This window comes from Pseudoalteromonas sp. BSi20439 (assembly GCF_000241165.1).
In the GTDB taxonomy this organism is placed as follows: domain Bacteria; phylum Pseudomonadota; class Gammaproteobacteria; order Enterobacterales; family Alteromonadaceae; genus Pseudoalteromonas.
Window position 1 is genome coordinate 1 of record NZ_BADW01000090.1, and the last position, 25634, is coordinate 25634.

The 25634-nt window shown below is 39.5% G+C and carries 22 protein-coding genes and 1 riboswitch; of the genes, 8 read left to right on the plus strand and 14 right to left on the minus strand.

The window, feature by feature from the left end; genetic code table 11:
- Nucleotides 1–41: 41 nt before the first annotated feature.
- Nucleotides 42–524 carry a winged helix-turn-helix transcriptional regulator gene (locus P20439_RS08000; protein WP_008110899.1) on the minus strand — a complete coding sequence of 161 codons (483 nt, stop codon included), beginning with the start codon at nucleotides 522–524 and terminating at the stop codon, nucleotides 42–44.
- Nucleotides 525–693: 169 nt separating this feature from the next.
- Between P20439_RS08000 and putA the strand changes: the two genes are divergently transcribed.
- Nucleotides 694–4497, plus strand: coding sequence for a bifunctional proline dehydrogenase/L-glutamate gamma-semialdehyde dehydrogenase PutA (putA, locus tag P20439_RS08005; protein ID WP_008465980.1), 3804 nt, complete (start codon nucleotides 694–696; stop codon nucleotides 4495–4497).
- 110 nt (nucleotides 4498–4607) lie between these two features.
- Nucleotides 4608–5804: an HD-GYP domain-containing protein gene (locus tag P20439_RS08010; RefSeq protein WP_008465981.1), complete on the plus strand. Its 1197-nt coding sequence runs from the start codon at nucleotides 4608–4610 to the stop codon at nucleotides 5802–5804.
- A 7-nt stretch (nucleotides 5805–5811) separates the two neighbouring features.
- Here the strand turns inward: P20439_RS08010 and P20439_RS08015 are convergent, their stop codons facing one another.
- The 6 genes from P20439_RS08015 to P20439_RS08040 all read right to left on the minus strand — a co-directional run bounded on the left by P20439_RS08015 (nucleotide 5812) and on the right by P20439_RS08040 (nucleotide 11213).
- Nucleotides 5812–6819 carry a general secretion pathway protein GspB gene (locus P20439_RS08015; RefSeq protein WP_008465982.1) on the minus strand — a complete coding sequence of 336 codons (1008 nt, stop codon included), beginning with the start codon at nucleotides 6817–6819 and terminating at the stop codon, nucleotides 5812–5814.
- Between the two features lie 11 nt (nucleotides 6820–6830).
- Complete coding sequence (locus P20439_RS08020; protein WP_008465983.1) at nucleotides 6831–7748, minus strand: ExeA family protein; 918 nt, start codon at nucleotides 7746–7748, stop codon at nucleotides 6831–6833.
- Nucleotides 7749–7901: 153 nt separating this feature from the next.
- Nucleotides 7902–8417 carry a DUF1566 domain-containing protein gene (locus tag P20439_RS08025; RefSeq protein ID WP_008465984.1) on the minus strand — a complete coding sequence of 172 codons (516 nt, stop codon included), beginning with the start codon at nucleotides 8415–8417 and terminating at the stop codon, nucleotides 7902–7904.
- Between the two features lie 10 nt (nucleotides 8418–8427).
- Nucleotides 8428–10074 (minus strand): DUF1566 domain-containing protein, encoded by a 1647-nt coding sequence (locus P20439_RS08030; protein WP_008465985.1) that lies wholly within the window; start codon nucleotides 10072–10074, stop codon nucleotides 8428–8430.
- A 66-nt stretch (nucleotides 10075–10140) separates the two neighbouring features.
- Nucleotides 10141–10473, minus strand: coding sequence for a hypothetical protein (locus tag P20439_RS08035; RefSeq protein ID WP_008465987.1), 333 nt, complete (start codon nucleotides 10471–10473; stop codon nucleotides 10141–10143).
- Between the two features lie 35 nt (nucleotides 10474–10508).
- Entirely contained in the window at nucleotides 10509–11213 is a 705-nt protein-coding gene (locus tag P20439_RS08040; protein WP_008465989.1) for a DUF2982 domain-containing protein, read from the minus strand.
- 247 nt (nucleotides 11214–11460) lie between these two features.
- Here P20439_RS08040 and P20439_RS08045 point away from each other — a divergent pair, with 247 nt between their 5' ends.
- From P20439_RS08045 to msrA, 3 genes are all read left to right on the plus strand, one after another.
- Nucleotides 11461–12513, plus strand: coding sequence for an efflux RND transporter periplasmic adaptor subunit (locus tag P20439_RS08045; RefSeq protein ID WP_008465994.1), 1053 nt, complete (start codon nucleotides 11461–11463; stop codon nucleotides 12511–12513).
- Nucleotides 12514–12516: 3 nt separating this feature from the next.
- The gene (locus tag P20439_RS08050; protein ID WP_008465996.1) at nucleotides 12517–15615 is read left to right on the plus strand and encodes an efflux RND transporter permease subunit; all 3099 of its coding nucleotides are present in this window, start codon (nucleotides 12517–12519) and stop codon (nucleotides 15613–15615) included.
- A gap of 76 nt (nucleotides 15616–15691) precedes the next feature.
- A complete protein-coding gene (gene msrA, locus P20439_RS08055) occupies nucleotides 15692–16228 on the plus strand; it encodes a peptide-methionine (S)-S-oxide reductase MsrA (RefSeq protein WP_008465998.1) in 537 nt (178 codons plus the stop codon).
- A gap of 74 nt (nucleotides 16229–16302) precedes the next feature.
- Here msrA and P20439_RS08060 read toward each other — a convergent pair whose 3' ends face one another.
- The gene (locus P20439_RS08060; protein WP_008465999.1) at nucleotides 16303–18150 is read right to left on the minus strand and encodes a TonB-dependent receptor domain-containing protein; all 1848 of its coding nucleotides are present in this window, start codon (nucleotides 18148–18150) and stop codon (nucleotides 16303–16305) included.
- A gap of 36 nt (nucleotides 18151–18186) precedes the next feature.
- Nucleotides 18187–18352, minus strand: a riboswitch (cobalamin riboswitch).
- Nucleotides 18353–18593: 241 nt separating this feature from the next.
- Nucleotides 18594–19076, minus strand: coding sequence for a YajQ family cyclic di-GMP-binding protein (locus tag P20439_RS08065; protein WP_008466001.1), 483 nt, complete (start codon nucleotides 19074–19076; stop codon nucleotides 18594–18596).
- A gap of 151 nt (nucleotides 19077–19227) precedes the next feature.
- Between P20439_RS08065 and P20439_RS08070 the strand changes: the two genes are divergently transcribed.
- Both P20439_RS08070 and P20439_RS08075 read left to right on the plus strand, forming a co-directional pair.
- Nucleotides 19228–19578 carry a VanZ family protein gene (locus P20439_RS08070; RefSeq protein WP_008466003.1) on the plus strand — a complete coding sequence of 117 codons (351 nt, stop codon included), beginning with the start codon at nucleotides 19228–19230 and terminating at the stop codon, nucleotides 19576–19578.
- A complete protein-coding gene (locus tag P20439_RS08075; RefSeq protein WP_008466004.1) occupies nucleotides 19571–20473 on the plus strand; it encodes a ketopantoate reductase family protein in 903 nt (300 codons plus the stop codon). The genes P20439_RS08070 and P20439_RS08075 overlap by 8 nt, the downstream gene beginning before the upstream one ends.
- Before the next feature lie 339 nt (nucleotides 20474–20812).
- Here P20439_RS08075 and thiI read toward each other — a convergent pair whose 3' ends face one another.
- Together thiI and P20439_RS08085 are read right to left on the minus strand one after the other, a co-directional pair.
- Nucleotides 20813–22270 carry a tRNA uracil 4-sulfurtransferase ThiI gene (gene thiI / locus P20439_RS08080; RefSeq protein ID WP_008466006.1) on the minus strand — a complete coding sequence of 486 codons (1458 nt, stop codon included), beginning with the start codon at nucleotides 22268–22270 and terminating at the stop codon, nucleotides 20813–20815.
- A gap of 100 nt (nucleotides 22271–22370) precedes the next feature.
- Nucleotides 22371–23024 carry a TetR/AcrR family transcriptional regulator gene (locus P20439_RS08085; RefSeq protein ID WP_008466007.1) on the minus strand — a complete coding sequence of 218 codons (654 nt, stop codon included), beginning with the start codon at nucleotides 23022–23024 and terminating at the stop codon, nucleotides 22371–22373.
- A gap of 178 nt (nucleotides 23025–23202) precedes the next feature.
- Here P20439_RS08085 and coaD point away from each other — a divergent pair, with 178 nt between their 5' ends.
- A complete protein-coding gene (gene coaD / locus P20439_RS08090; protein ID WP_024601870.1) occupies nucleotides 23203–23694 on the plus strand; it encodes a pantetheine-phosphate adenylyltransferase in 492 nt (163 codons plus the stop codon).
- Nucleotides 23695–23714: 20 nt separating this feature from the next.
- Here coaD and P20439_RS08095 read toward each other — a convergent pair whose 3' ends face one another.
- The 3 genes from P20439_RS08095 to P20439_RS08115 all read right to left on the minus strand — a co-directional run bounded on the left by P20439_RS08095 (nucleotide 23715) and on the right by P20439_RS08115 (nucleotide 25476).
- Nucleotides 23715–24227, minus strand: coding sequence for a hypothetical protein (locus P20439_RS08095; protein ID WP_033104036.1), 513 nt, complete (start codon nucleotides 24225–24227; stop codon nucleotides 23715–23717).
- Nucleotides 24220–24669 (minus strand): hypothetical protein, encoded by a 450-nt coding sequence (locus P20439_RS08100; protein ID WP_242376025.1) that lies wholly within the window; start codon nucleotides 24667–24669, stop codon nucleotides 24220–24222. The genes P20439_RS08095 and P20439_RS08100 overlap by 8 nt, the downstream gene beginning before the upstream one ends.
- 612 nt (nucleotides 24670–25281) lie before the next feature.
- The gene (locus P20439_RS08115; RefSeq protein ID WP_008466017.1) at nucleotides 25282–25476 is read right to left on the minus strand and encodes a hypothetical protein; all 195 of its coding nucleotides are present in this window, start codon (nucleotides 25474–25476) and stop codon (nucleotides 25282–25284) included.
- Between the last annotated feature and the right edge of the window lie 158 nt (nucleotides 25477–25634).

Sequence of the window (25634 nt, forward strand, 5' to 3'; positions counted from 1 at the left end):
TTTATGCCTGCTATAGTTTATTTTTAATAAAACACTCTGCATTACATATCTAAACGCAGTCCAGTATCTTGTTTGATTTTTTCTATCACCATGTACGTGTGATGAGTTCCGACTCCTGGGATATCAACCAAATCACCTAATACTTCTCTGTATTCGTCCATGTTGGAAACGCGAATTTTTAATAAGTAGTCATAGCCACCGGCTACCATATCACATTCAACAACCTGCTTAATTTTAAGAATATGCTCACGAAATACTTTAAATACCGCTGTATTTGAGGTGACTAACGATACCTGTACGTGGGCCACTAAGCTTTGGTTAAGTTTTTCCTCACTTAGCTTGGCGAAGTAACCCTCAATATAGCCCTCTTGCTCTAAACGTTTAACCCTATCTAAACAGGGACTGGGGCTTAAATTAACCTGCTTTGCGAGGTTAACATTTGAAATTCTACCATTGCGCTGCAAAACGTCTAAAATTGATATATCGATACGATCAAGCAGGCGTAATCTATTCGGATTAGTCATATCAGTATTTTATATGGATAAGTTAATAATATGCCCTGTAAATTATCGTAAAACGGCAAAATTAACCAGCATATTCTGCTGGATTTTAATTAGAATGCACGCTTTACACCAACAACATTTAGCGATAATTAACAATTATCCTAAGTCTTAACACTCCTGAGGGTTGCTTATGTTATTCAATGGCGATTTAACAACGACTTGTCCGATCAGACAAAAGATCCGTGACTTTTACCGTATTGATGAAAATGCGGTTATTGATCACATTTTACCACTTGCAGAAGTCGGTGTTAAAGCACGAAGCCGTGCATGGGAAAGAGCTCGCCAAATAGTTTTAAACATTCGTAAAGACCAAGATGGTCAAAGCGGTGTTGATGCGCTATTAAATGAATTTTCACTATCGAGTGAAGAAGGTGTGGTATTAATGTGTTTAGCCGAAGCACTGCTTCGCGTTCCTGATAAAGCAACTCAAGAAACATTAATACGTGATAAATTAGCAAATGGCGATTGGAGCTCTCACTTAGGTAGTAGTGATTCTTTATTCGTTAATGCCTCGTCTTGGGGATTATTAGTAACCGGTAAAATGGTTAACTATAACGACAAAACGAAAGAGCAGCAGTTTGGCATACTTAAAAAAACAATTGGTCGTTTAGGCGAGCCTGTTATCCGTAAATCTGTTAACTTCGCGATGAAGATAATGGGTAAGCAATTCGTAATGGGTCGTACCATTAACGAAGCAATTGAGCGCGCTGCTGAAAAAGAGCAAAAAGGCTATGTATATTCATACGATATGCTAGGTGAAGGCGCTCGCACAATGAAAGACGCTAAGCGTTACTTTGATAGCTACATGAATGCGATTCATGCTATCGGTAAAGCGGCGAATGGTCGTGGCCCGATTAAAAGCCCGGGTATTTCTGTAAAGTTATCGGCTATTCATCCGCGTTATGAGTTCACTCATAAAGAACGCGTAATGGAAGAAATCGTTCCAAAACTAAAAGAACTTGCACTTGCCGCTAAAAAATACGACATCGGGTTTACTGTTGATGCTGAAGAAGCTGACCGTTTAGATATTTCTCTTGATGTTATTGAGGCAGTATTTAGCGATGACGATTTAGGCGATTGGCAAGGTTTTGGTTTAGCGGTTCAGGCTTATCAAAAACGCGCTATTTTTGTTATTGAATGGCTGACCGACCTAGCAACCCGTGTGGGTCGTAAAATGATGGTGCGTTTAGTAAAAGGCGCATACTGGGATACAGAAATCAAAACCACACAACAAAATGGTTTAGATTACTTCCCGGTGTTTACCCGTAAAGCAACCACGGATGTATCATATAAAGCGTGTGCGATTAAAATGCTTGAAGCACGTGATGTACTTTACCCGCAATTTGCAACACACAACGCCTACACTGCAGCGACTATTTTAGAAGTAGCCAAAGGTGATAACCAAGGTTTTGAATTCCAACGTCTTCACGGTATGGGTGAATCTTTATTTGACCAAATCGTTGATGAAGAAAAAATTCAGTGCCGCGTATACGCACCGGTCGGCCAACACGAAGACCTGCTTGCTTACCTTGTGCGTCGTTTACTAGAAAACGGCGCTAACTCGTCATTTGTAAATGCCATTGTAGATACCACACAACCGGTTGAAGCATTATTGCCAGATCCTGTTGAAACACTGCAAGGTTTACGTAATAAATACAACACACAGATAAAAATGCCAATTGATTTATACGGTGAAGAACGTGCCAATTCAAAAGGTATGGACTTAACTGATATTAACGTGATCACCCCGTTTAAAGAAAATTTAGACACTTGGTTTGAAGAGCACTTAATTAATGAAAGTCAAGTACCAGAGGGCGCGCTGGCAGTTAAAAACCCTGCAAACCATAAAGAAATTATTGGCCATATAAAATTACAAAATAGCGATGAAATGAAAGTGTTGCTAGCCAACGCTGAAACCGCATTTGAATCATGGTCACAAACACCGGTAAAAGAGCGCGCCAATTTGTTGCGTCGCGTTGCTGATATTTTAGAGCGCCATCACGATGAGCTTGTTGCTATCTGTATTAAAGAAGCAGGTAAAGTAGCACAAGATGGTATTGATGAAGTACGTGAAGCCGTTGATTTTTGTCGTTACTACGCAGCCCGTGCAGAAGAGCTTGCGCAAGATGAACGCTTTGAAGCCCGTGGTGTTATTTTATGTATTAGCCCATGGAACTTCCCGCTCGCTATTTTCTTGGGTCAAGTTGCAGCAGCCATTGTTACTGGTAACACGGTTATTGCAAAACCAGCAGAGCAAACCAGCTTAATCGCACTACGTGCCATTGAATTAATGCTATCAGTTGGTTTACCTGAGCACGTTGTACAACCTGTCATTGCTCGCGGTAGCGAAGTAGGTAAAACCATTGTTCCTGATGAGCGTATTCAAGCTGTTATGTTTACTGGTTCAACTGAAACGGGCACGCTTATCTCGCAAACATTAGCAGCACGTAACGATATTCAGGTGCCTTTAATTGCAGAGACTGGCGGCCAAAACTGTATGATTGTTGACTCAACAGCGCTTCCTGAGCAAGTTGTTGATGATGTTATCAGTTCTGGTTTCCAAAGTGCGGGTCAACGTTGTTCAGCATTACGCGTACTCTTTATTCAAGAAGACGTAGCTGATGGCATTATCGATATGCTTAAAGGCGCACTTGCTGAGTTGCATATTGGCGACCCATCATTACTCTCTACAGACGTAGGCCCAGTAATAGATGAAAAAGCGCTTAAAACACTCAACGACCATGTTGAATACCTCAAGGGTAATGCAACACTTCACTATGAGTGTAAAATTCCTGATAACAGCGAAAATGGCGCATTTTTCTTTGCACCACGTTTATACGAAATTAAAGACTTATCGGTATTGAAACGTGAAGTATTTGGCCCGTGTGTGCATGTTATCCGCTTTAAATCGAGTGAGCTTGATAGTGTTGTCGACCAAATCAACAACACGGGTTACGGCTTAACAATGGGTATTCATTCTCGCATTGAAGAGCGCTGTGAACATTTAGCGAAAATGTCGCGTGCAGGTAACGTATACATCAACCGTAATATGATTGGTGCCATTGTTGGCGTGCAACCGTTTGGTGGCCGTGGACTCTCTGGTACTGGCCCTAAAGCCGGTGGACCAAACTACCTACAACGCCTAATAAAAGAAAAAGCTTCACCAGATAACGTACAAATGACTAACCTAACGCCAGATGAGCTTGATTTACACCACTACAGTGGCGCAAATGAGCAAGTAGAAAAGCTGATGGTTAACTCTATGCGCGATGAAAAAATCTGGCGTGCAACGCCACTGAATGATCGTGTTTCTGCGGTACGTCAGTTATTAGCGAAAGTAGCAACCGTTGAAATTATTGATGACCTTGCAGACGATTTAGCGTTAACACTTGCCGATGCACGTGCTCAGTTAAACCGCTTAGAAAAGCACATGCGTAAATATACAACATTGCCAGGGCCAACAGGTGAGTCGAATACACTTCACCTTGAAGCTCGTGGTTGTGTGGTTTGTTACGCAGATAAAAGCACCTCATTTAACTTTTGGGCACTATCGATTATTACCGCGCTTGCTGCTGGTAACACAGTAATAACGGTAGCATCTGAAATATTTTATGATGAAGCGGTTGCTTTTAGAGATAAGTTTATTGCAACCGGCGTTGCTGAAGGTGTATTCCAAGTAGCTAAACCAAACCAGTTACAAGCTATATTGGCACACCCTCACCTAGCGGGTGCGGTAGTTGCTGCACGTTCTTCTCGCTTAGGCTACTTCAGCCAACAGCTTGCACAACGTAAAGGCGCAATACTGCCAGTGATCAGCTCAGAGTATTACGACACGCTAATTAAGCGCCTTATTACTGAAAAAACAATCAGTATCGATACAACGGCATCAGGCGGTAACACCTCGTTAATGACGCTTGTTGAAGATGATGAATAGAAAATAGTCATCATTTAATTAAAAAGGCATCAATTTGATGCCTTTTTTTATTTCTAAATATGAATTTATTTGTTACTTTCTCTAATCATACTTGTTAATTAGAGTTCATTTTGAAAACCATTCCTACTACACAGCTAAAGCCTGGTATGTTTGTACAAAAAGTTATTAAACAAACTGGCAATATTAGAATAAAAAACCAAGGCTGGGTTAAAACTCAAAGTGGAATTGATAAATTAATAAAATCTGGCATTTTAGAGGTTGAAATCGATCCTAATAAAATGCTCACCTCTGAAGAATCTGAAACACAACCAACGCCTGCTACTAAGCACGAAATCAAACAGCGCGATCCATGGTTAATAACCCACAGCGCTGAGCAAGAAATGAGTAAAGCTAAAAAGCTTTATGATGAAGCAAAAAACTTACAAACCAAAGCATTTGGCGATATAGAATCTGGCCGCACTGTTGATGTTGCTCCTTTTAGGGAGCTGGCTAGCGGGTTTATTGACTCCGTATTTAGAAATCAAGATGCGCTGGCGTGCATTACGCAAATGCGCCAAAAAGATGCCTATTTATTAGAGCACTCGATAAATGTGTCTATTTTAATGAGTATTTTTGCAAAACATCTCAATATTGAAAAACCAATCATTGAAGAACTTGCAACAGGTGCCCTATTGCATGATATGGGAAAAATAAAAATACCTGACGCGATTCTCAACAAACCAGGTCGCTACAGTGACGAAGAATTTAAAGTGATGCAAAACCATGCGCGCTTTAGCAAAGAAATACTAGAAGACGCAGGGTTAACGGGGATTGCTGTTGATATCGCAGGTATGCACCATGAGCGCTTAGATGGTAAAGGCTACCCCTTTGGTAAGAAAGGCGATGAAATAAGCCAATACGTTCGTATGGCCTCTATTGTTGATGTATATGATGCATTAACTGCTGAACGGGTTTATAAAGCGGGTATGGAGCCAATTAAGGCGTTTAAAATATTAAAACAAGGTTGCCCAGATAGCTTTGATGGCGTGCTACTTAATAAATTTATTCAATGTATTGGTATTCACCCTGTGGGCACGCTGGTAAAACTTTCCAGCCAAAAAGTGGGGCTGGTTACCCAAAGTAACCCTGCAACACCATTAAAACCAGTCGTAAAAACGTTTTTTAATGCCAAACATGGGCGTTACACTGAAGTTCAAGATATTGACTTATCAAGCAAAAGAACACAAGACACGCTTGAATCAGCAGTGAAACCCAAAGAATATAATATAGATTTAGAGGGTTTTTATAAGCACTCTATCTTTAGTTAATTGGCCACTATTGTGGCCAATCTTGCAGGGCTTTTAAGCTAAATTCATAGCCATCAAAATCAAGTACGCTCTGATCCGGTGCTATTTCTAGCACCCTCAATGCACCAATAGACTCCCCTTCATATAGCTCTCTGCCATTGAGTTTTATCCAGCGCTTATCTGCTGTCGACGAATAAATATGTGCCTGATATTTAATGCTTGGCAACATACTTTGTAGGCCATCAGGCAGTAGCTCAACGGGTTGTACCCGTGATGAATGACGAGAGCCTTGAGTTACTTCGTAGTCGGTTGTTGTCTCTGTGTCATTAACGGCTTGCGCAAACGCATTTTTCAGCGTGTCGGGAACCGTATCTAGTTCAGCGGTTGATTCTGGCTGAGCAGGCACATTTTGATTAAGTGGTTTACCTAACACTTTGTATTTACTCAACTCATCGGCACTGAGTGTGCTTTTCGTTGATTGAGTTGGTACGCTTTTCGGTTGGCTGCTCGGTGATTTAAAACTAGATGAAACGTTACTCTGCGCCGAGAAATTTTGCGTTTGCCCTTGAGACGTTTGATTAACGCTCATAGGTAAATATTGCCCTTGTGGCGTAAGCAACATTTGCTGTACACCCGTTGGGGTTTGTACATAAACCAATTGCCCTGCCAGTGGCACAGAATTGTTAGGCGCAGTTGTAACAAGGGGCGCTTGAGGGGTTGTTACTTCTTGAGCAACCGTTTTTTGTACTTCCTCTGGGCTTGTTGGTTTTTCTACTACTGCTGAGTCTTTTTGACTAAGGTCATTTTGAACAACCTCATTTTTTACGGCTACATTTTCTTGTTGCAGCCACTTACCGACAAAAAAGCCACTGGTCAATATACCCGTCGCCAATAAACTTCCGGCGAGTAAAAAACTAATTCGACGATAGGTCATCAACTGATGTTGTTGTTTTAATTGTTGCGCTTGCAAGTCATATTGCTCTGCGCTCATGGTATCGTGCTTTGACTGCTTTAACGCATCTAATAAATAAGACATGAATCACCTAACTAAAGAATAAATGACAGGCCAATTCCTGCACCAAAAAGCATTAACGCAGCAGCGCTATAGGGCCAAATCGAACCTGTTTTACTCACCTTATTATTTGTGGCAATAAAGTCGATAGGTAAAGATTCACTCGCCGCTTGCTTAACAATATCACTGCCAACAATTTCTTGTTGTTTAGAAAATGCCCCTACTAATGCGCGTTCACACACCAGATTCATTAATCGTGGCACACCGCCAGTTAGCTGATGCACCATTTGCATCGCTTCCATTGAAAATATTTTCTTGTCACAACCTGCAATATGTAGCCGATGTTCAATATAAGCAATGGTTTGCCCTGGTGTTAGCGCTAACAAGTGATACCTAGCTGTAATACGCTGTGCCAGCTGTCTTAACTCATTTCGCTTTAGAAGTAGCTGTAACTCAGGCTGCCCTACTAATACTATTTGTAATAACTTTTTATGGTCGGTTTCGATATTGGTTAATAACCGAAGTTGTTCAAGCACATCGGGGGCAAGCAACTGTGCTTCATCAATAATTAAAATAGTATGCCCCCCCGCTTTATTATTAAACTCAAGGTGCTTTTTAATCACATCCGTTAGACTCTTCAGCGTGGCATTTTTGGCGTCGTAAGTTATTTGTAATTCATCGCAAATACTGGCTAACAGTTCAAGTTCTGATAACGCAGGATTATGGATCATGGCTACTTGGGTATTTTCAGGCAGTCGCTCTAACATACTACGTGTTATGGTGGTTTTACCCGTCCCCACTTCACCAGTTAACAGCACAAAGCCACCGTCTTCACCTAGTCCATAGGTAAGGTGTGCTAATGCTTCTTTGTGGCGTTCACTTAAAAATAAGTAGTGGGGATTAGGCGAAATTGAGAATGGCTTTTCTTGTAAACCAAAATAGCTTAAATACACCTTTATAGTCCTTGGTCGTTAATTCACGGCCTATAATGGCAAAAAAATAGCCTGGGTGACAACTACAACCAGGCTTTATTATTAAAATAGTGTAAATAAAAAAGCTAACCGTAAATAAAAGAGTATTTTTAGATTCGCTAATATATTAATTAACTACTTCTCATAGCGTACTAGGCGTAAATATACGTTACTTGTTTTAGCATGTAAGCTATTTAAACCACTTGCAAACTGATAAACCCATGCCGAATTTATATTGCTAATACCCGAGGTATTAGACCAATAATTTTGCGACTGCGTTGCTAAAAAAATACCCGCATTAATACTTGGATCGGTACAACGGTGATCTACTATACTAGCTAACTCTTTAATACTCGGCACTTGCCAGTCGTTATAATTTGCCGTGGTGTCATTAAGTGCGCCTTTAAGTGAAGCTTGCCAATTTAATGGTTGAGTATCGCCATCGCAGCTAGTTGTTTCGCTATTATAAACTTGACCATAGTTACAGCGCTGCCACATTAGCCCTGTTTTAGTATCTGATACAGTGCCATCAATATTAATCACAAATCGGTCGGTATCATCGCTAGTCGCGACTTCCTGATAACACTGCTGCGCTGCAAGTGACTGACTTAATCCTAAGGCTAATAACATAGAGACTTTAATTAATTTCATAATAATCACCTTAACGATTTCTAACTAAGCGCACATAAGCGGCATTATCTTTTGGATAGGCTAAGTCGTTGCCATCCATCATATCGATAGTGTAAGCCTGAGATAAACTGGCACCATCAACAGCCGTTTGCGAAGTCCAGTAGCGTAAATGCCCTACACTGTTAGTCGATGGTGTATTAGGGAAAAATGCAGTATCTATCAATACGTTTTGCCCTTGTTTACCGTAATCAATTAAACCTAAAAGTTCAGTATAAGTGGGTAAACGCCAGTTACTGCCGCCACAAAAATCAAGCGCATTAACTTCATCAATATAGGTTTGTAATCCACAATCAGTATCGCTCGGGCATGTGGTATTAGCGCTACCATTTACATCGCCGCTATTTACTGTACCTTGCCAAATATAACGGTTTTGTCCATCACGCAACGAAGTATTTGGTAACACACCGGAATAAGGGCTTTTCACTTCCCAAACAAGGCCGGTAGTATTATCACGAATACAGCTAAAGTTTTGCGCATCATCGAGAAGCTCATCGGCAAACTCATTAAGTTTGGTGTAATCAAAAGCCAGATTCCCTTTACCCACTTTACCTAAACGATTGGCAAAACTATCGCGCCCAAGATCAGCATCTTGAGCTGGAAATTCATCATTATTACAATTAATTCGCTGAGTATTGTTATAACACTCTCCTACCCCTGTATCATTTATTAACCCAAGCGCTTTGGGTGTTACATCAATAAATACGGTATCTGTGTCGGTGCGCCCTTTTAAGTCCATAACTTGTACTTCAAAGCTAAGCGTTGCATTTAAATCAATATCAGAGGCAAAAAAGCTGGCAGTACATGACTTCGGTTCAATCAGGGTTTCTGTATTACCGGTAAGTTGTTGCCACATACATTGATAAGATTGAGTTGCCGCTTCACTGGCTGTGGCATCTAAAATAACCTTATCAAACTCTTCTACTGTTTGATTAGCGCCTGCATCGGCAATAATCACTTGAGCTGTTTTATTAAGGGTCATATCAAATTGTGATGCAGATACTCCGCCCTCATCATCTGTTACGGTGAGCTGCCATTTTAAGTTGGTGTTATTTTCTAATAATGGATGAGGAAAACTAAGCGTTGGATTGGTATAGCTATCAATTGTTAAATCCGGCCCTGACAATAATTGCCACAAATAACTGCTAATTTCGCCATTTTCATCGGGGTCTGTGGAAGTTAAACCACTAAGGGTTACAGTATCCTTATAAACTGAGGGCAAGTTTGCAGGAGCAACTTGAGTAACAACAGCAAGAGGAAGCTGATTATTAGAGGCAATGAAAACACTCAAGTCGTCACTCACTAAACTGCCATCTGAGGTTTGATAGCTAACTCTTAATACCAGTTCACTGTCAGACTTTACATCTGGTGCAGTAATGGTTTGTTCAGCCCCTTCAAGCGGAAACACATCTATAATAGGGCCACTTACACGCTGCCAAGTAAATGTACCATCTGCAGGAGAGCCTTTTGCAGAAATAGTAAACTCTGATTTTTCTACAACTTGAAGATCGTTACCTGCAAATACTGATGTTTTTATATCACTGTTATCAGCACCACCTCCCCCTCCGCATGCAGCCAAAAGCAAGCATGACATAAGTGGTATTAACGAAATTGCTCTCATACTCAGCACCTTTTTGTCTTAAAATTATCTAATAAAACTATTAAGCAAAAAAAATGCCATTATAAATTATAAATAGCTATCTTGATGAATACGAACAAATAATTTAGTGCCAACTTTACTGTAATCTACTTTATATTCGCGGCCATCTAAGGATTGAATAAACAACAATTGTTTTTCTTCGCTAAATACATCAGCACTAGTAATATAAACAACGTCGAGGTAACGCTCTTTTGCATCTCGGCGGTTTTTTGGCAGTTCTTCTTTAAATGGCTCAAGACCATTACCTGTTACTTTAATTTTAGGGTGAGTCTCACCATTAACAATCACTAAATCTAGTTTTCTGTTTTTATGTATTATGGTGTTTCGACCACTTTTAATGAAAGATCTGTCTTGGCTCATCGTTATTCCTAATCCCGCAGTGAGTGCTTATATTATTATTCACACTGCGACTTTATAAACTGAGAGGGATCGCGCTTCCATTTATTTAAATTTGCGCTAAATTCCCAAATATCACTTTCTATTACACTCGCTGGTAACAGTAAGTCATACCCTGTTAAAAGCTGAAGATGTTTAGCCCTATTAGCAAACATCGCTATGAGCCCATTATAGTCAATTCCTTTTTTTGACCTATATTTATTATCTTCAACTAACCATTCTGATGGGCAATGCCCATTTTTGCAATTTTTCTGAACAACTTGCATAAAGAAATGTCGCTGCTCTATCAACAATTTACCCGCAATTCTTGGAGCTAAAGCAGACAAGAATGAATCTATATCATTTAACTTAATACCAATCGCATTAAGCTCAAGGTAATCAATACCATTATCAACCTTAGGTATACCACAATGGTGCAAATTCTCTGGGTGTAAATGCCATTGTCCATACTTATGCTGATATATTAATTGCTGCTCAGTTAAAATAATACTATAAAAAGGTTCTTGTGTTTTAAAAAAGCCAATTAAAATTGCAGCAATACATAAACTTACTAAAAAAATTTCGATAATACTTATTTCGCCTGGGCGTAATAAATTAAACAGCATGATAACAATCAAGCCAATGCTGCCGACCACTAATATTTCAATTCCATTTTTAGCGCCTTGCGCTCGGTATTTTAGTATTTGTTTATTTATATTAGCCATACTGAAAAAACGCCATATAAAATATAAACATAATAATAGCCCACAATGCTAACTTTCTCAGCGTTAAACAGCGTTTGCATGATGTTTTAAAGCTCATCAATTAACTCCCATTATTACTGTTAAATATGCGCAATGACTAAGTATCAGTTATTTTTACGCTTAACGCACAAATTAATGAGATACATAACCGCCTTTTTTTGTCCTGATTTCGTACAATACTTATAATCTATTTTCAGGTATGAAAACAATGCACTCTAAACAATCAGGTAAAGCCTTATTTCCATTTATTATTTCGTTACTAATAATTTTTAGCGTTTATTTGTATTTTCCCGCATCACAGGGCGAGCAAGCCAATTACTCGGCAATGACAACGCAAGTCTCTGCCCACACGGTAAGATCGCAAGAAAACGCAATTATGATTGAAGCCATTGGCAGTGCTCGTGCTAATCAGGCTATCTACATTAAAAGCGCCCAAAACGATTATGTCACTAGCATTTACTTTGAAGATGGCGACTTGGTCAGCAAAGGACAAAAATTAGTACAACTGCAAAACCAACAAGAACAATTTGCAGTAAAAGAACTTAGCATTAATTTACAAGAAGAAAAACGTCAATTAGCCAGACTGACCGAGCTTTCTCGCTCGCAAGCGACGGCCAAGTCATTGCTTGAAGAACAACTCGCTCGCGTTGATGCCAGCGAAGCACAACTTGAAAGTGCTAAAACCAAACTCAATGAAATGGCCATCACCGCGCCTTTTTCTGGGTTACTGGGGAAACGCGAAATATCGGTGGGTGCGTATATTAATAATAGTACTGTGATCACAACCCTCGATGACATTAGTATTATAAAAGTTGATTTTAAAGTGCCTGAAAAGTATTTAGCTCAATTGAAAAACGGAATGATTGTTCGCACTCAAAACGATGCTTACCCTGATCAAACCTTCAGCGGTAAAGTAACCCATATAAGCTCACGTATCGACTCAATCACTCGCAGTGTAGAAGTAACAGCCAGCTTTGCTAATAAATCAGGTTTACTTCGCCCAGGTATGTTGCTTAAAACTGCACTAGAGCTAAGCAGTAACCAAGCGCTGATGGTGCCTGAAAAGGCCATTATTCCTCTGCAAGATAAGCATTACGTTTTTCAAATTGAAGATGGCATAGCAAACCGTAAAGAAGTACATGTTGCAAGTAGAAATAATGGCTGGGTTGCGATAGACAAAGGGTTAAGTAATGGCGAGCAAATTGTTACCGAGGGAATAATTAAAATTCGCTCAGGTAGTAAAGTAAGCGTTAAGGGGTAACACGTGAAAATTACCGATACTAGCGTCAAACGCCCCGTTTTTGCGATTGTTATTAACTTACTGTTACTCACATTTGGCTTAGTTGCTTTTAGCATGTTGCCTTTGCGAGAGTATCCAGATATTGAAACACCGATTGTAAATATTAGTACTGAATATACCGGTGCATCTGCTGAAATTATTGAAACAAAAATAACCCAAGTTATCGAAAACCGTATTTCGGGGATTGAGGGTATTAAAAGTATTAACTCATCGAGTCGTAATGGCCGCTCAAACATTACCATTGAGTTTAATATTAACCGCGACATAGACGATGCCTCTAACGATGTACGTGAACGTGTTGCACGGGCATTAGACAGCCTACCCGAACAAGTACGCCCTCCTGAAGTATCAAAATCAAATAGTGACGAAAGCCCTATCGCGTGGTTTGTACTTAACAGCGAAACCATGGATTCATTGCAACTTTCTGATTATGCACAGCGTTTTATTGTAGATCGATTAGCCGTTGTTGATGGCGTATCGAATGTGCGCATTGGGGGGGAGCGAAAGTATGCTATGAAAGTATGGCTTAACCGCCAAGCGATGGCCGCCCGTGGCATTACCTCTAGTGATATTGAGCAAACACTGCGTAGTGAAAATGTAGAACTTCCGGCCGGTGAAATTGAATCAGTTGATCGTGATTTTACCGTTCGCACTGCACGCAGCTATAAAAACCAACGTGATTTTCAAAACCTAGTTATTAAACGAGGTGAAGATGGTTATTTAGTGCGTCTAGGCGAAGTGGCTGACGTAAAACTAGAAGCCGCTGATGATGAAAGTTTATTCCGAGGTAATGGCCGTAATATGATTGGTATGGGTATTGTTAAACAAGCCAAAGCCAATACCCTAACTGTGGTTGATAACGCCCGCAGTGAACTGGAAAAAATAAAACGTAATTTACCTGAAGGCACCACCATAGAAGACAGTTATGATTCTTCGGTATTTATTAAAGAGTCAATTAATGAGGTTTATAAAACTTTAGCAATTTCTATGGGGTTAGTAGTGCTTATTATCTTTATATTTTTAGGTAACATTCGCGCCACTCTTATTCCTGCGGTCACCGTACCGGTCGCCTTAGTCGGTAGTTTTATGTTTTTATTAGCAATGGGTTATTCAATTAACTTATTAACTCTACTGGCACTAGTATTAGCAATAGGCTTAGTGGTCGATGATGCCATTGTAATGCTAGAGAATATTCACCGCCGTATTGAACTTGGTGAACCGCCTTTATTGGCAGCTTATCGCGGCGCACGTGAGGTGGGCTTTGCAATTATAGCCACCACCTTAGTGCTTATATCCGTGTTTGTACCATTAGTGTTTATGGAAGGACGAATTGGCGCACTATTTACAGAGTTTGCTATGGCGGTAAGTGCTGCCGTGTTTTTCTCCAGCATTACTGCATTAACACTATCTCCGGCGCTGTGTTCAAAAGTGTTAAAGGCCTCTGAAAAAGAAAGTAAGTTTAGCCAAGTTATGGACCGTTTTTTTACTAAATTAGAAAATGGATACCGTAACGCTTTAGCGTCAAACATGACCCGTAAATGGGGCTTAATGCTGAGCTTAGTTTTGGCTGGGTTTGTTAGTTATTCATTATTTTTACAAATACCCTCTGAACTTACCCCTAAAGAAGATCGTGGCACCTTCTTTGTGCTTATGAATGGCCCTGAAGGGGCAAGTTATGAAAATAACGCAGCTAATATGGCAAAAATTGAAGAGCGCTTGATGCCTTATTCTGAATCTGGCGAACTAAGTCGAGTGCTTGTTCGAGTCCCAGGTTGGGGTGGCAGTGGCGGCGTGGCTATTGTTGGCATGGCTGATTGGGATAAGCGCAAACGCTCAACCTGGGAAGTCATGGATGAAATAAGCGGCAAAATGCAAGAGGTCACCGATGTCCGTGCATTTGCTATTATGCGCCGTGGTATTGGCGGAGGTGGTTCATCTCGCCCTATTGAATTTGTTTTGCAAGGTAATGATTATGCCCAACTTGCCGATTGGCGAGATAGAATTATTAAACGCGCTGAGAAAAACCCTGGATTAGTGCGTATTGATCATGATTATAAAGAAACCTTCCCTCAGTTTTTAGTCAGTATTGATAAAAATAAAGCCGCTGATTTAGGCGTATCAGTCTCTGATGTGGGTCGTACACTTGAAACCATGCTTGGCCAACGCCGTGTAACCACCTTTATTGACCGCGGTGAAGAATACGATGTAATTTTAAAGGGCACAAAACAAGACTTTGCCAACCCGACTGATATTTCAAATATATACCTAAAATCACGTAGCGGAGAACTTATTCCTCTTGATAGCCTTATTAGCTTAAAAGAAGAAGCCACCGCCTCGCGTTTAAACCGCTATAACCGAATGCGTGCAATTACTTTAAGTGCCAACCTCGCTGATGGTTACACGCTAGAACAAGCACTAAACTTTTTAAACAAGGTTGCCTCAGAGGAAAACGACATTGATGGTGCCATTGACTATAAAGGTGAGTCGCAATTGTTTTATGAAGGTGCCTCAGCCATGACCTATGTGTTTGTGCTGGCATTGACCGTGACCTTTTTAGTGCTCGCTGCTCAGTTTGAAAGCTTTATGCATCCGCTTGTTATTATGTTAACTGTGCCACTTGGGTTAATGGGCGCTATGTTTGGCCTGTGGAGTATGGGCTTAACACTTAATATATACAGCCAAATAGGCATTGTTATGCTCATTGGGTTAAGTGCTAAAAACGGTATACTGATTGTTGAATTTATCAACCAGTTACGTGATAAAGGCGTAGAATTTAGTGAGGCTATTTTACAAGCGGCTACACAGCGTTTGCGCCCTATTATTATGACTTCCCTAACAACGGTTATGAGTGCCGTACCTTTGGTACTCGCCTCAGGGCCTGGCTCGGAAAGTAGAATGGTAATTGGTGTGGTGGTATTTACTGGCGTAACGGTTGCCACCATACTTACTCTGTTTGTAGTGCCAGCGGCCTATTACGCACTAGCGCGAAACACACAATCACCTGAGTTTTTACAACAAAAACTTGATAAGCAAGCCGCTGAAAAACCGCTTAAAGAGATCTAAGTCACTCAGAGCGTCGTAACTAGCTGTTACGGCGCTTTATTCAGTGCACATATCCCTAACAATTGAGGAAGTACTTATGAGTTCGACCACACAAGTAGCAACACTCGGCGGCGGCTGTTTTTGGTGTATTGATGCAGCATTTAGGCGTGTAAAAGGTGTACTCAGTGTTTGCTCTGGTTATACTGGTGGACATACCGATAACCCAACATACAAAACTATTTGCACTGGCAACAGTGGCCATGCAGAGGTAATTAAGGTTGAATTTGATGCCAGTGTTATCGGCTTTAAAACCTTACTCGCGATGTTTTTTACCCTACACGATGCCACCCAGTTAAATCGCCAAGGTAACGATATAGGCACTCAATACCGCAGCGTTGTGTATTATCATAATGAGCAACAACAAGTACAAACACAGGCCGTTATTGCAGAGCTGCAAAGCCATGTTAGCGAACCTATAGTGACTGAGGTGAGCCCAGCAACCACTTTTTACCCCGCAGAGCACTACCATCAGGACTATTACAATGAAAATCCTGAGCAGGGCTATTGCAGTATTTTAATTGCACCCAAATTACATAAGTTCGAAACCGAGTTTACTGAGTTTTTAAGTGAATAAAGTGCTTTAAAGCTATAACCAAATAGCCCAGCAATTTGCTGGGCTATTTGTTTTTCGGCAACTAAAAGTGATAATTAAAACTGATAATTTGCCCCCACAAAGAAAGTTCTTCCTGCGCTGTTATAACCTAATAGCTCACCACTGGCAGCAAACCCTGTTGCTGCAGTAAAATATTCCTTATCAGTAATATTTTCTATTCGAGCAGCTAACGACAAATTATCGAGCAACTGGTAATTGGCTGCTAAATTAAATACCGTATAGTCAGCGAGTTCAGAATCATAATACGCAATTGATGGACGCGATGAGCGATACTGCATATCTAAACTGGCATCAAAATCGCCCCATGATTTGGCGAGTTGATAATTAAACGACTCTGAAGGCCTGCGTGGTAAATCTGTATTTGTCTTTTCATCTGTAGCATCTAAAAAACTAACATTAACAGAGTGTTCAAAGCCTAACGCTGAAAACTCAGCCGATAATTCTATCCCCTGCATAGATACTTTATCTATGTTAGTTGCAATATATTTACCTGAGTCTGCATCATAATTATTACTAATTAAATTATTGATACGGTTATCGAAAATAGCAATATCATAACGCCCCCATTGAGTTTCTAGGGTAACACCAAACTCATTGTTTAAGGCTTCCTCAGGCTTAATATTATTATTTGGTAGGTAGTATGGGCTGTTAGTTACAAACGCATTAATTAAAGACGGCGCCCTAAATGCGGTGCCATGATTTAAACGTACCGTTACATACTGATTCGCTTTATATCCAAGCCCAGTACTGTAAGTATTTGCACGGCCGTGGAAGTCATAATCATCGGTTCTGATAACCGCATTTGCTAACCATTTATCATGACTATAAAACGCGCCTATAAACAATGCGTTATTATCGCGTTTTTCTTCTGATGACGTTGCTGAAGAGTTTGATAAATCCTCAGACAAGTAATTAAAACCACCTGATAAATCAAGCTCTTGCGTTAGGCTATAAAGCCCTCGGTATTCAAACTCAACACGCTCTGTGCTATACACTTGCTGAACATCGGTGCCAGTTTGAGTATTTTCTTCTTGCGATACACTCAATGAAGTACTTTGGGTATATATTTCTGAGGCTTTTTTCCAGCCTAGCTTAGCGGTATAGTTTTCAAAATCGTAGGCATCGTTACCCCATGCGTTATCATACTGCGCTTCACCTTCACTGTACTGAGACTGTAAGCTCAACTCACCTAGTTCAGCCAGTTCATACGCTAAATTAAAGCCAATGTTTTTATTTTTGTAGCCATCATCATCGTGATCTTTGGTGTATTCAGCCACAGGGTCTTTGCCAGTAACATCAAAACCATCTGTCTCTTCATAGCCTAGATTATAATTAAAGCTAAGCGCCTCTTTTGCAAGCCCACCAGCAAGCTGATAATTACTGTAACTATGACTGCCCAAAGTAGCCGAAAGCGTATTATTTGAGGCTTTACGGGTAATGATATTAATTACTCCGGCTACCGCATCAGAGCCATAAATAGCTGCTCTGGCACCTTTAATAACTTCAACACGCTCGATACTATTAACTGGAATATTAGTTAGCGATACACTACCTGAGCTTGCATCGCTCACTCTTACGCCATCAACCAATACTAAGGCATATTTAGCGCTAGCACCGCGAACAAATATATCTGCTTTTTGACCTAATCCGCCGTTACGGACAATATCAATACCAGCTATGGTATTTAATATTGCAGGTAAGTCTCGGTAATTCGCTTTTTCAATATCAGCGCGGTCGATAACTGCCACACTTGCTAATACATCATTTATAGGTTGTTCAAATTTATTTGCAGTAACGGTTATTCTTTCAATGGTTTGTTCTGCAGATGCAGAAAAAGACAGCGCAGCCGAAATAGCCACACCCAATGCAGTTTTATTTATCATGATGTTCCCTATCTCTGCCCACCGCAAAGATGTTAGTAAGTAAGATTAAATCAAGGCCGGTCTCCGGACTCAGTTACCATAATTTAATACAGCATAACTTTACCGTTGCGGGGGCAGTGTTGGGATTGACTTCATCTATGAAAACGCACCAACTTCCCGATTATCCTACTAAAAAAATCACACCATTGAAGTGTTTAGCAAGCACCTTGAAAATAGGCTGCTATTGTTATCTGTTTACTAAAAAAAGTCAACGGACGTCTAAACATCTACAAATCCAAAGAGTTCGGGGTTCGGGGTTCGGGGTTCGGGGTTCGGGGTTCGGGGTTCGGGGTTCGGTAATTATCATAGATTTAAAAATAAAAAAGCCAAACAATATAACGTGTTTGGCTTTATACGCATTCCTTTGAGCTCAGCACCTATACTGCCATGCTCGAAACAATAAATTAATCGCGGAAGTTTTTAAACTGAAATGGTTGACCTAAATCTGCCGTGCGCACAACTTGCATAGCCGCTTGTAAGTCATCACGCTTTTTACCTGTTACGCGAACTTCTTCACCTTGAATGGCCGCTTGTACTTTTACTTTAGAGTCTTTGATGGCTTTTACTACTTTTTTAGCCATGTCTTTTTCGATACCCTGTTTAAGTGCAACGTTACGAAAAACATTTTTTCCTGCACGAGAAATATCTTGTAGCTCTAAGCTAGCAACATCCATCCCACGCTTTGAAACTTTTCCAGCTAAAATATCAAACAACTGCATAACCTGAGCATCTGCTTCAGCTTTTAATTTAATTGTTTTATCGTTTAATTCAATTGAGGCATCGACCCCTCTAAAATCAAATCGTGTTTCTAATTCACGATTGGCGTTATCAACCGCGTTTTGTGCTTCGTTCATTTCTACTTCAGATACAATATCAAATGAAGGCATAGCGTTCTCCTAACTATCTAATCTTAATTTTATGCCGCAATTATAACGTTAAAATGATAAATCTTTACATTTTTCTGCATTTTGTTCAGGTGCGATACTAAATTAGTTTGATATACTGAGGCTTCTTTTTTATACGATTTTAGGAATTTTCGTGACAAGGCGTGTTTACCAAGCAATTTTTTTAATTAGTATTGTTGCGTTTACCTTCTTATTTGCTAAAGAGGTAAAGGGCGCGGCAAACTTATTTCCGCATGTTGATAAAGTAGCGCATTTTGGTATCTTCTTTTTACTTGCCATTATTATGGATAAAGCGTTTAAACTCCCATTATATGCACAAATACTATTACTCGCTGGTTACGGTGCAGCAATAGAAATTATGCAAGATAGCCTTCCCTACAGACAAGCATCACTGGCCGATTTTGTTGCCGATTTTATTGGTGCAGCGAGCTACTTTTTAGCTAAAGCCCTGTTAACACTGCGTAAAAAGAAGCATTATGGCTAACATACTTGTTGTAGGTGATGGCGCTATTGGCTTGTTATTTAGCCACTTTTTAGCCAAACATCACGCTATATATATACTTACTCGAAAAGGCACAGTTAATACTCGCTTTTACAGCCACAGTAACGCTGCGTCTGAAAAAATTAACGCCACTTTTATCTCACAAGAGCAGTTATCTCAAACTCCTGAATTTGATATTGTTTTATTCACGGTAAAAGCGTTTGCAGTGCAACAAGCCTATGCTCAAGTAAAACCTTATCTAGGCAATAATACCCATATTATACTGAGTCATAATGGCATGGGTAATGTTGAACAATTAAATGAACAGCTAACAAAGCAGCAGTCGTTGTACTTTTTAACCACCAGCATGGCTGGATTTAAGTCAAACCCCAATATTGTGCAACATACCGGAAACGGGCAAAGTGTATTAGGGGGCTGTAATCAACTAGCTATGCAAAATATTCAACAGCTTAGTGCGCAATTACACACTATTCCGCAGTTAATTATCAGTAACAATATTGAACAACTACGGTTTGAAAAGCTACTGGTTAATATTGCAATAAATCCATTAACCGCTCTGTACAATATAAAAAATGGCCAGTTGCGTGCGCCACAGTTTAATAGCTCAATTATTAATTTATTAACAGAGGCGTGCCATATTGCGACCGCGCTTAAACTTAATATTAAGCTTATTGATGCCCTCGAGCGCGCCTACAAGGTAATGAGTTTAACGGCAGAGAATTACTCATCTATGCATCAAGACGTTTTGCATAATAGGCAAACTGAGATCATGGCAATTTGTGGCTATATAAGTGAGCAAGGAAAACTGCACCATATTGCGACCCCGTATAACGACGCCTTACTTACTGAAATTTTGGCAAAAAAAAGCGCGGACTAAATCCGCGCATTTAGGGTCTGTTGACTTTTGCGGATTAAAATTTCTTCAAACTAGGGGTGGTTTAATCGCGGCGCGAGGTTTGTAACCTAGTGGGTTAAGTAAAAACCGAGCAAAGCTTCCGCGTCCTGCTCATGCCCCTTACCTACATCCATGTAGGCAACAAAGAGTAAATCGCCCCTAGGCAGAACCCTTCGGGCAGCACCTGTTTGGCATTGATGCTGCGTTATCGCCTATTTATGGGGAATAACCACACCACATAGGCTCAGCCTTGCCTAAATACAAAACAGACTGCTGCAAATTTAACCTCAAAGGGTCAACAGACCCTAATATATTTAGCCATTAACGACGATATACTCTAACAGTGGTAAAGCCTTCTTCGTGAAGAATAAGCGCTTGTAACTGGCTCATTACCCCTTTTTGACAATATAAGTAATAGTCTTTACCTTTAGGTAAATCACCAAACTTAGTTGCTAAACGGAAAAACGGTAAGTGGATAACTTCAATACCTTCAATTTCCAGCGGCGCCGCATCTTCTTCTTCAGGCGAGCGAATATCAACAACAACCGCTCCCTCTGGTAACTCTGTAACTGATTCTGCCTCTTTAAGCTCTTGCTTAGCCTCAACATCAATATCGCGCACATCCATAACACGGGCGTTATCAATAACGGTATCTAACACATCAAAGTCAAACTTTTCTTCTTCTGCTTTAATTACTTCAATTTTGGCTTTAACTGTCGGCTTTTTAGAGATCACACCGCAGTATTCAGGCATCGTCTCTGCCATTTCTGCAGTGCCTATTTGGCGCGCTATATTAATGATTTCTTGCTTATCATGTTGGATAAGTGGGCGTAAAATCAGCGTCTCGGTTACACGGTCAATCACGCTTAAATTAGCTAAGGTTTGGCTAGACACCTGACCTATACTTTCACCCGTTACCAAAGCTTGAATATTTAGTTTTTCAGCAACGGCACTACCCGCTCGCATCATCATACGTTTAAGCACAACACCCATTTGGCTGTTCTCAACGTTTTCTAAAATTTCAGCAACAACCGGTTCAAAATCAACAGTAATAAACTTAACTTTATGTGTAGAGCTGTATTGTTTCCATAGATAGTAGCTCGCTTGCTTAACCCCAATTTCATGGGCAGCACCGCCTAAGTTAAAGAATAAAAAGTGTGTACGAGCGCCTTTACGGATCATCTGATAACTGGCAACGCCAGAATCAAATCCACCAGACATAAGCGATAATACATCGTCTTGTGTTGGCAGTGGAAAGCCCGCCATTCCTAAATGGGTTTGCGTCACTATGTAGGCTTTTTCGTCTTTAATTTCTAAACGAATCGTTACTTCTGGGCGACTTAGCTTTACTCGAGCCCCTTCAACATGTTGATTAAGCCCGCCACCAACGTAACGCTCTAGCTCAGTTGAAGTAAAATCATGTTGACCTATGCGCTTAGCACGGACACAAAAGGTTTTACCAATAATAGTGTGACCAACTAGCTCAATAGTTTTTTGATAAATGTCATCAATCGTTTTAAAGTCTGTTTCAGTCACTTCAATAAACTGCACGATGCCAGGAATGCGCTTCAAGCTATCAATAAAATCAAGGCGAGTTTGAGCATCGTCAAGTTTTGTTACAACTGAAATGTTATCCCAGTTATTACGTACCTGTACTTTTTCGTCAACACGACGCAATACAATTTTAATGTTATTTTCTAACACTTTAGTAAAGCGTTTACGGACTGAACGGCTTTTAATGGCTATTTCAGGGTGAAGTTTGACGATAAATTTAAGCATAGTTTAACTCTTAGACTGCGGGAATTCGCGCACCCAGGTATTGGGCGCGGCGGATTATAGCAAAAAATTTAGCGCCTAGGAACTAACCAACTTAACGGGCTTAAGGATTCTGGGGAGCAGCATTTGCTAAAAGTGCGTACTTGTCTCTTAACTGATTAATTTTATTTGCGCTTTTTTCGGTGCTGTAGGCTTTAAATAAAGTCAGTACTTTTACAATACCAGGGTAGATATCTTGCTCAACCAGCACACCACTAAGCCTTCTTGCTTTCATATAGGGTGTCCAAAAGCTGACCGTTAATTTTAACGTATGAGCAAGTTCGATAGCATCTTGTTCATCAATAGCAATAATTTCGCTGTCGCGTAAGGCCAAAATGATGTTACGCACCTGCTCAAGTAACTCCTGTTGAAAATCAATGTAACCCTGTTTTAAATGACTATCGCGAGCGAGAATATCGCCAAGGTTGTCGTAAAAAAAATGATAGCGCCACATCAATTCAAATAGCGAATCTAGATAAGGACCTAGGTATTCAAAAGCATCGTCGCCTTGATCGACCGGCTTAAAATGAGTACTTAAATGGTCACGATAAAGTGCAAATATATGGCGAATAATGTCTTCTTTATTTTTAAAGTGGTAGTACAGATTACCCGGACTCATACCTAAACTCGATGCGATATGATTAGTAGATATTGCTCTTTCACCATGTTCATTAAACAATGAAATACTGGTTTGAATTATTTTATCCTTGGTATTCATATACTCATTACTCAATTTTCGAAAATACGATGCTGCATTAAAATAATCCGCCTAGTATAAACAAATCATTGCATTTGTAACACTGCGCAGCTGCAGTTATATACAATTTACTCACAAGGCTGCTTTGCACACTAAACACTGCTACACTACGGCTAAAAATAATAACACAGTAAATATTATGAAAGTGACCGCAATCTACCCAGGCACATTTGACCCTCTTACCAACGGCCACACTGATTTAATTCAGCGTGCGGCTAAAATGTTCGATACAGTTATTGTGGCTATTGCTCATAACCCAAGTAAAAAACCGTGTTTTACTTTAGAAGAACGCGTTGATTTAGCAAATGAGATTTTAAGCCATTTAGATAATGTAAAAGTCATTGGCTTTTCAGGGCTACTCGCCGATTTAGCCCGTGACCATAATGCTAATGTACTGATCAGAGGCATAAGAGCGGTTTCTGATTTTGATTACGAGTTTCAGCTCGCGAATATGAACCGCCGTTTAAACCCTGATTTAGAAAGCGTATTTTTAACGCCCGCCGAGCGCAATACTTTTATATCATCAACACTAGTAAAAGAAGTAGCACGCCATAACGGGGATGTGAGTGAGTTTGTTGATACCATAGTAATGAAAGCCCTGCAGTCAAGGCTCGGGAAAACCAAGCATTAAACACAACACCTAGCGTATCGTTACATTACGCTAGGTAGCTTCGCTCTTGATGGAAACAGAACGCTCTTAAGCCTCACTAAGCCCAAAAAATCTTTATTGATAAAGAAAATAGCTATCATTATAAAGTCCATTAAGTTAATACTCATCGAATATAATGACCAGAACCACCATGGTGTAGTGTTATTAAAAACTGACACATCTAAGTGCATACCAAAAAATAACAGTGAGTTTATGCTTAACCCTAATAATAGATAAGTAGATATAACATTTTTAGTTAAGAAGTTACTTACAACCAAAATAGCCAAAATAGTCATTAGATCAAATAGTAATAGTTGCATGTAAGAAATATTTTGAATATCAATAAACAAGCTTGAAGAGTATGAAACTGACATTATTAGCGACAGCCATAAAGCCTCTTTTTTGGGTTTATTTATACTCGTTACTAATGAGTATAAAAAAGCCATTAAAAAACCCCATTGAACAAATGCGCCTATATAAAGAGATACATATGGACTGAGCAAAAAATCATCCATTTGAGATACCATTTTTAACCATAGGTTTTAATGCTTTTGCACCTTGATTGATATTTACATAATCTAAGTTTATTACCAAAGAGGCTATCATTAATATATCAATTAAGTTTATAGAAATAGAGTAAAAACTCCAAAACCACCACTCTTGAGTATTCCCTAGAATGTATAAATCATAATAAATAAAACCAACTAAAAGACTATTTATAGTTAAACCTATAATGATGAGATATGCAGGTAAAGCGGAGAGAATTATAGCTCTTTTAATCGCAAAAACAATAAAAGCAATGGTAAAAAAATCGTAAACTATCCAATTAAGATATACATGTTCTACTATGTATAGATAATCACTTAATACATATGAGCACAGCATTATTGCAGCTAAATATAGAGAAGATTTATGTGGGGTATTGATACTTTTTACAAAACAATAAAGGAAAGCCATCAAAAAGCCCCATTGAATGAATGCGCTTACATATTCACCAAGGGTATAGCCTATATACATGTTTATGAAAAGTTGTTTTCGGAATTAGTATCAGGTTGCCCGAATAGTTTATTCTTAAGAATGTGTATACCTAAAAAGTCTCTATCAACTATTAGCGCTACAATCATAATAAAATCTATGCAGGTAACACCAAAAGTATAAACATCCCAGAAAAACCAAGGTGTATTATTATTTTTCATAAAAACATCAACATACATAAAAAATAACAAGTTCATGTTTATCGTAAGACCAAATATCAGATATAAAAATGATGGTGTAGTTTTTTTATTAATTTATAAGTAATGGCAAGCGCTATAAGGGTAACTAAATCATATAAAGCCCAATCCAGATAAGTAATTTCATATATCGACAGCCATGTTAAAAAGTAGTCTGAAGATGAGTAAGATATGAATAAAATAAAAGAACTTGCTAGCAGTGTTGTATTTCTTTTTACACCAATACTAAATACAAACACATTAAAGAAAAACGCCATCAGGAATCCCCACATTACTAGGGCTGACAGCGAAAAAAAACCAAAAAATTCAGTTAAAAACATCCATAACCTTTAATTATTTATTTAGGTCTTGTAGGCAAAATAATACCACCACGTTGTAAATCAGTGCTCGCCGCAGCCATCGCCTCTTGAGAGATACTTACTGTATCAGATTGTAGGGTTTTAGGGCTAGCAGTTTGTTCCATTGCAGGCTTTAATTGTTGCGTTTTATTGTATGCTTGCATTTGTACTTGGCTATTAGCTGAAATTTGCATGTGATTAATCCTTTTGAGTATTAAATTTTTATTATTGGCGTAAATTTAAATCACACCACCTGGAGCAGTTACTAAATAACTGCTGTAACGTATTGCCTTCGTTGATTAATTGACTCAACAACACACTACAGAATTACAAGTGCAACCGATATGCCAAC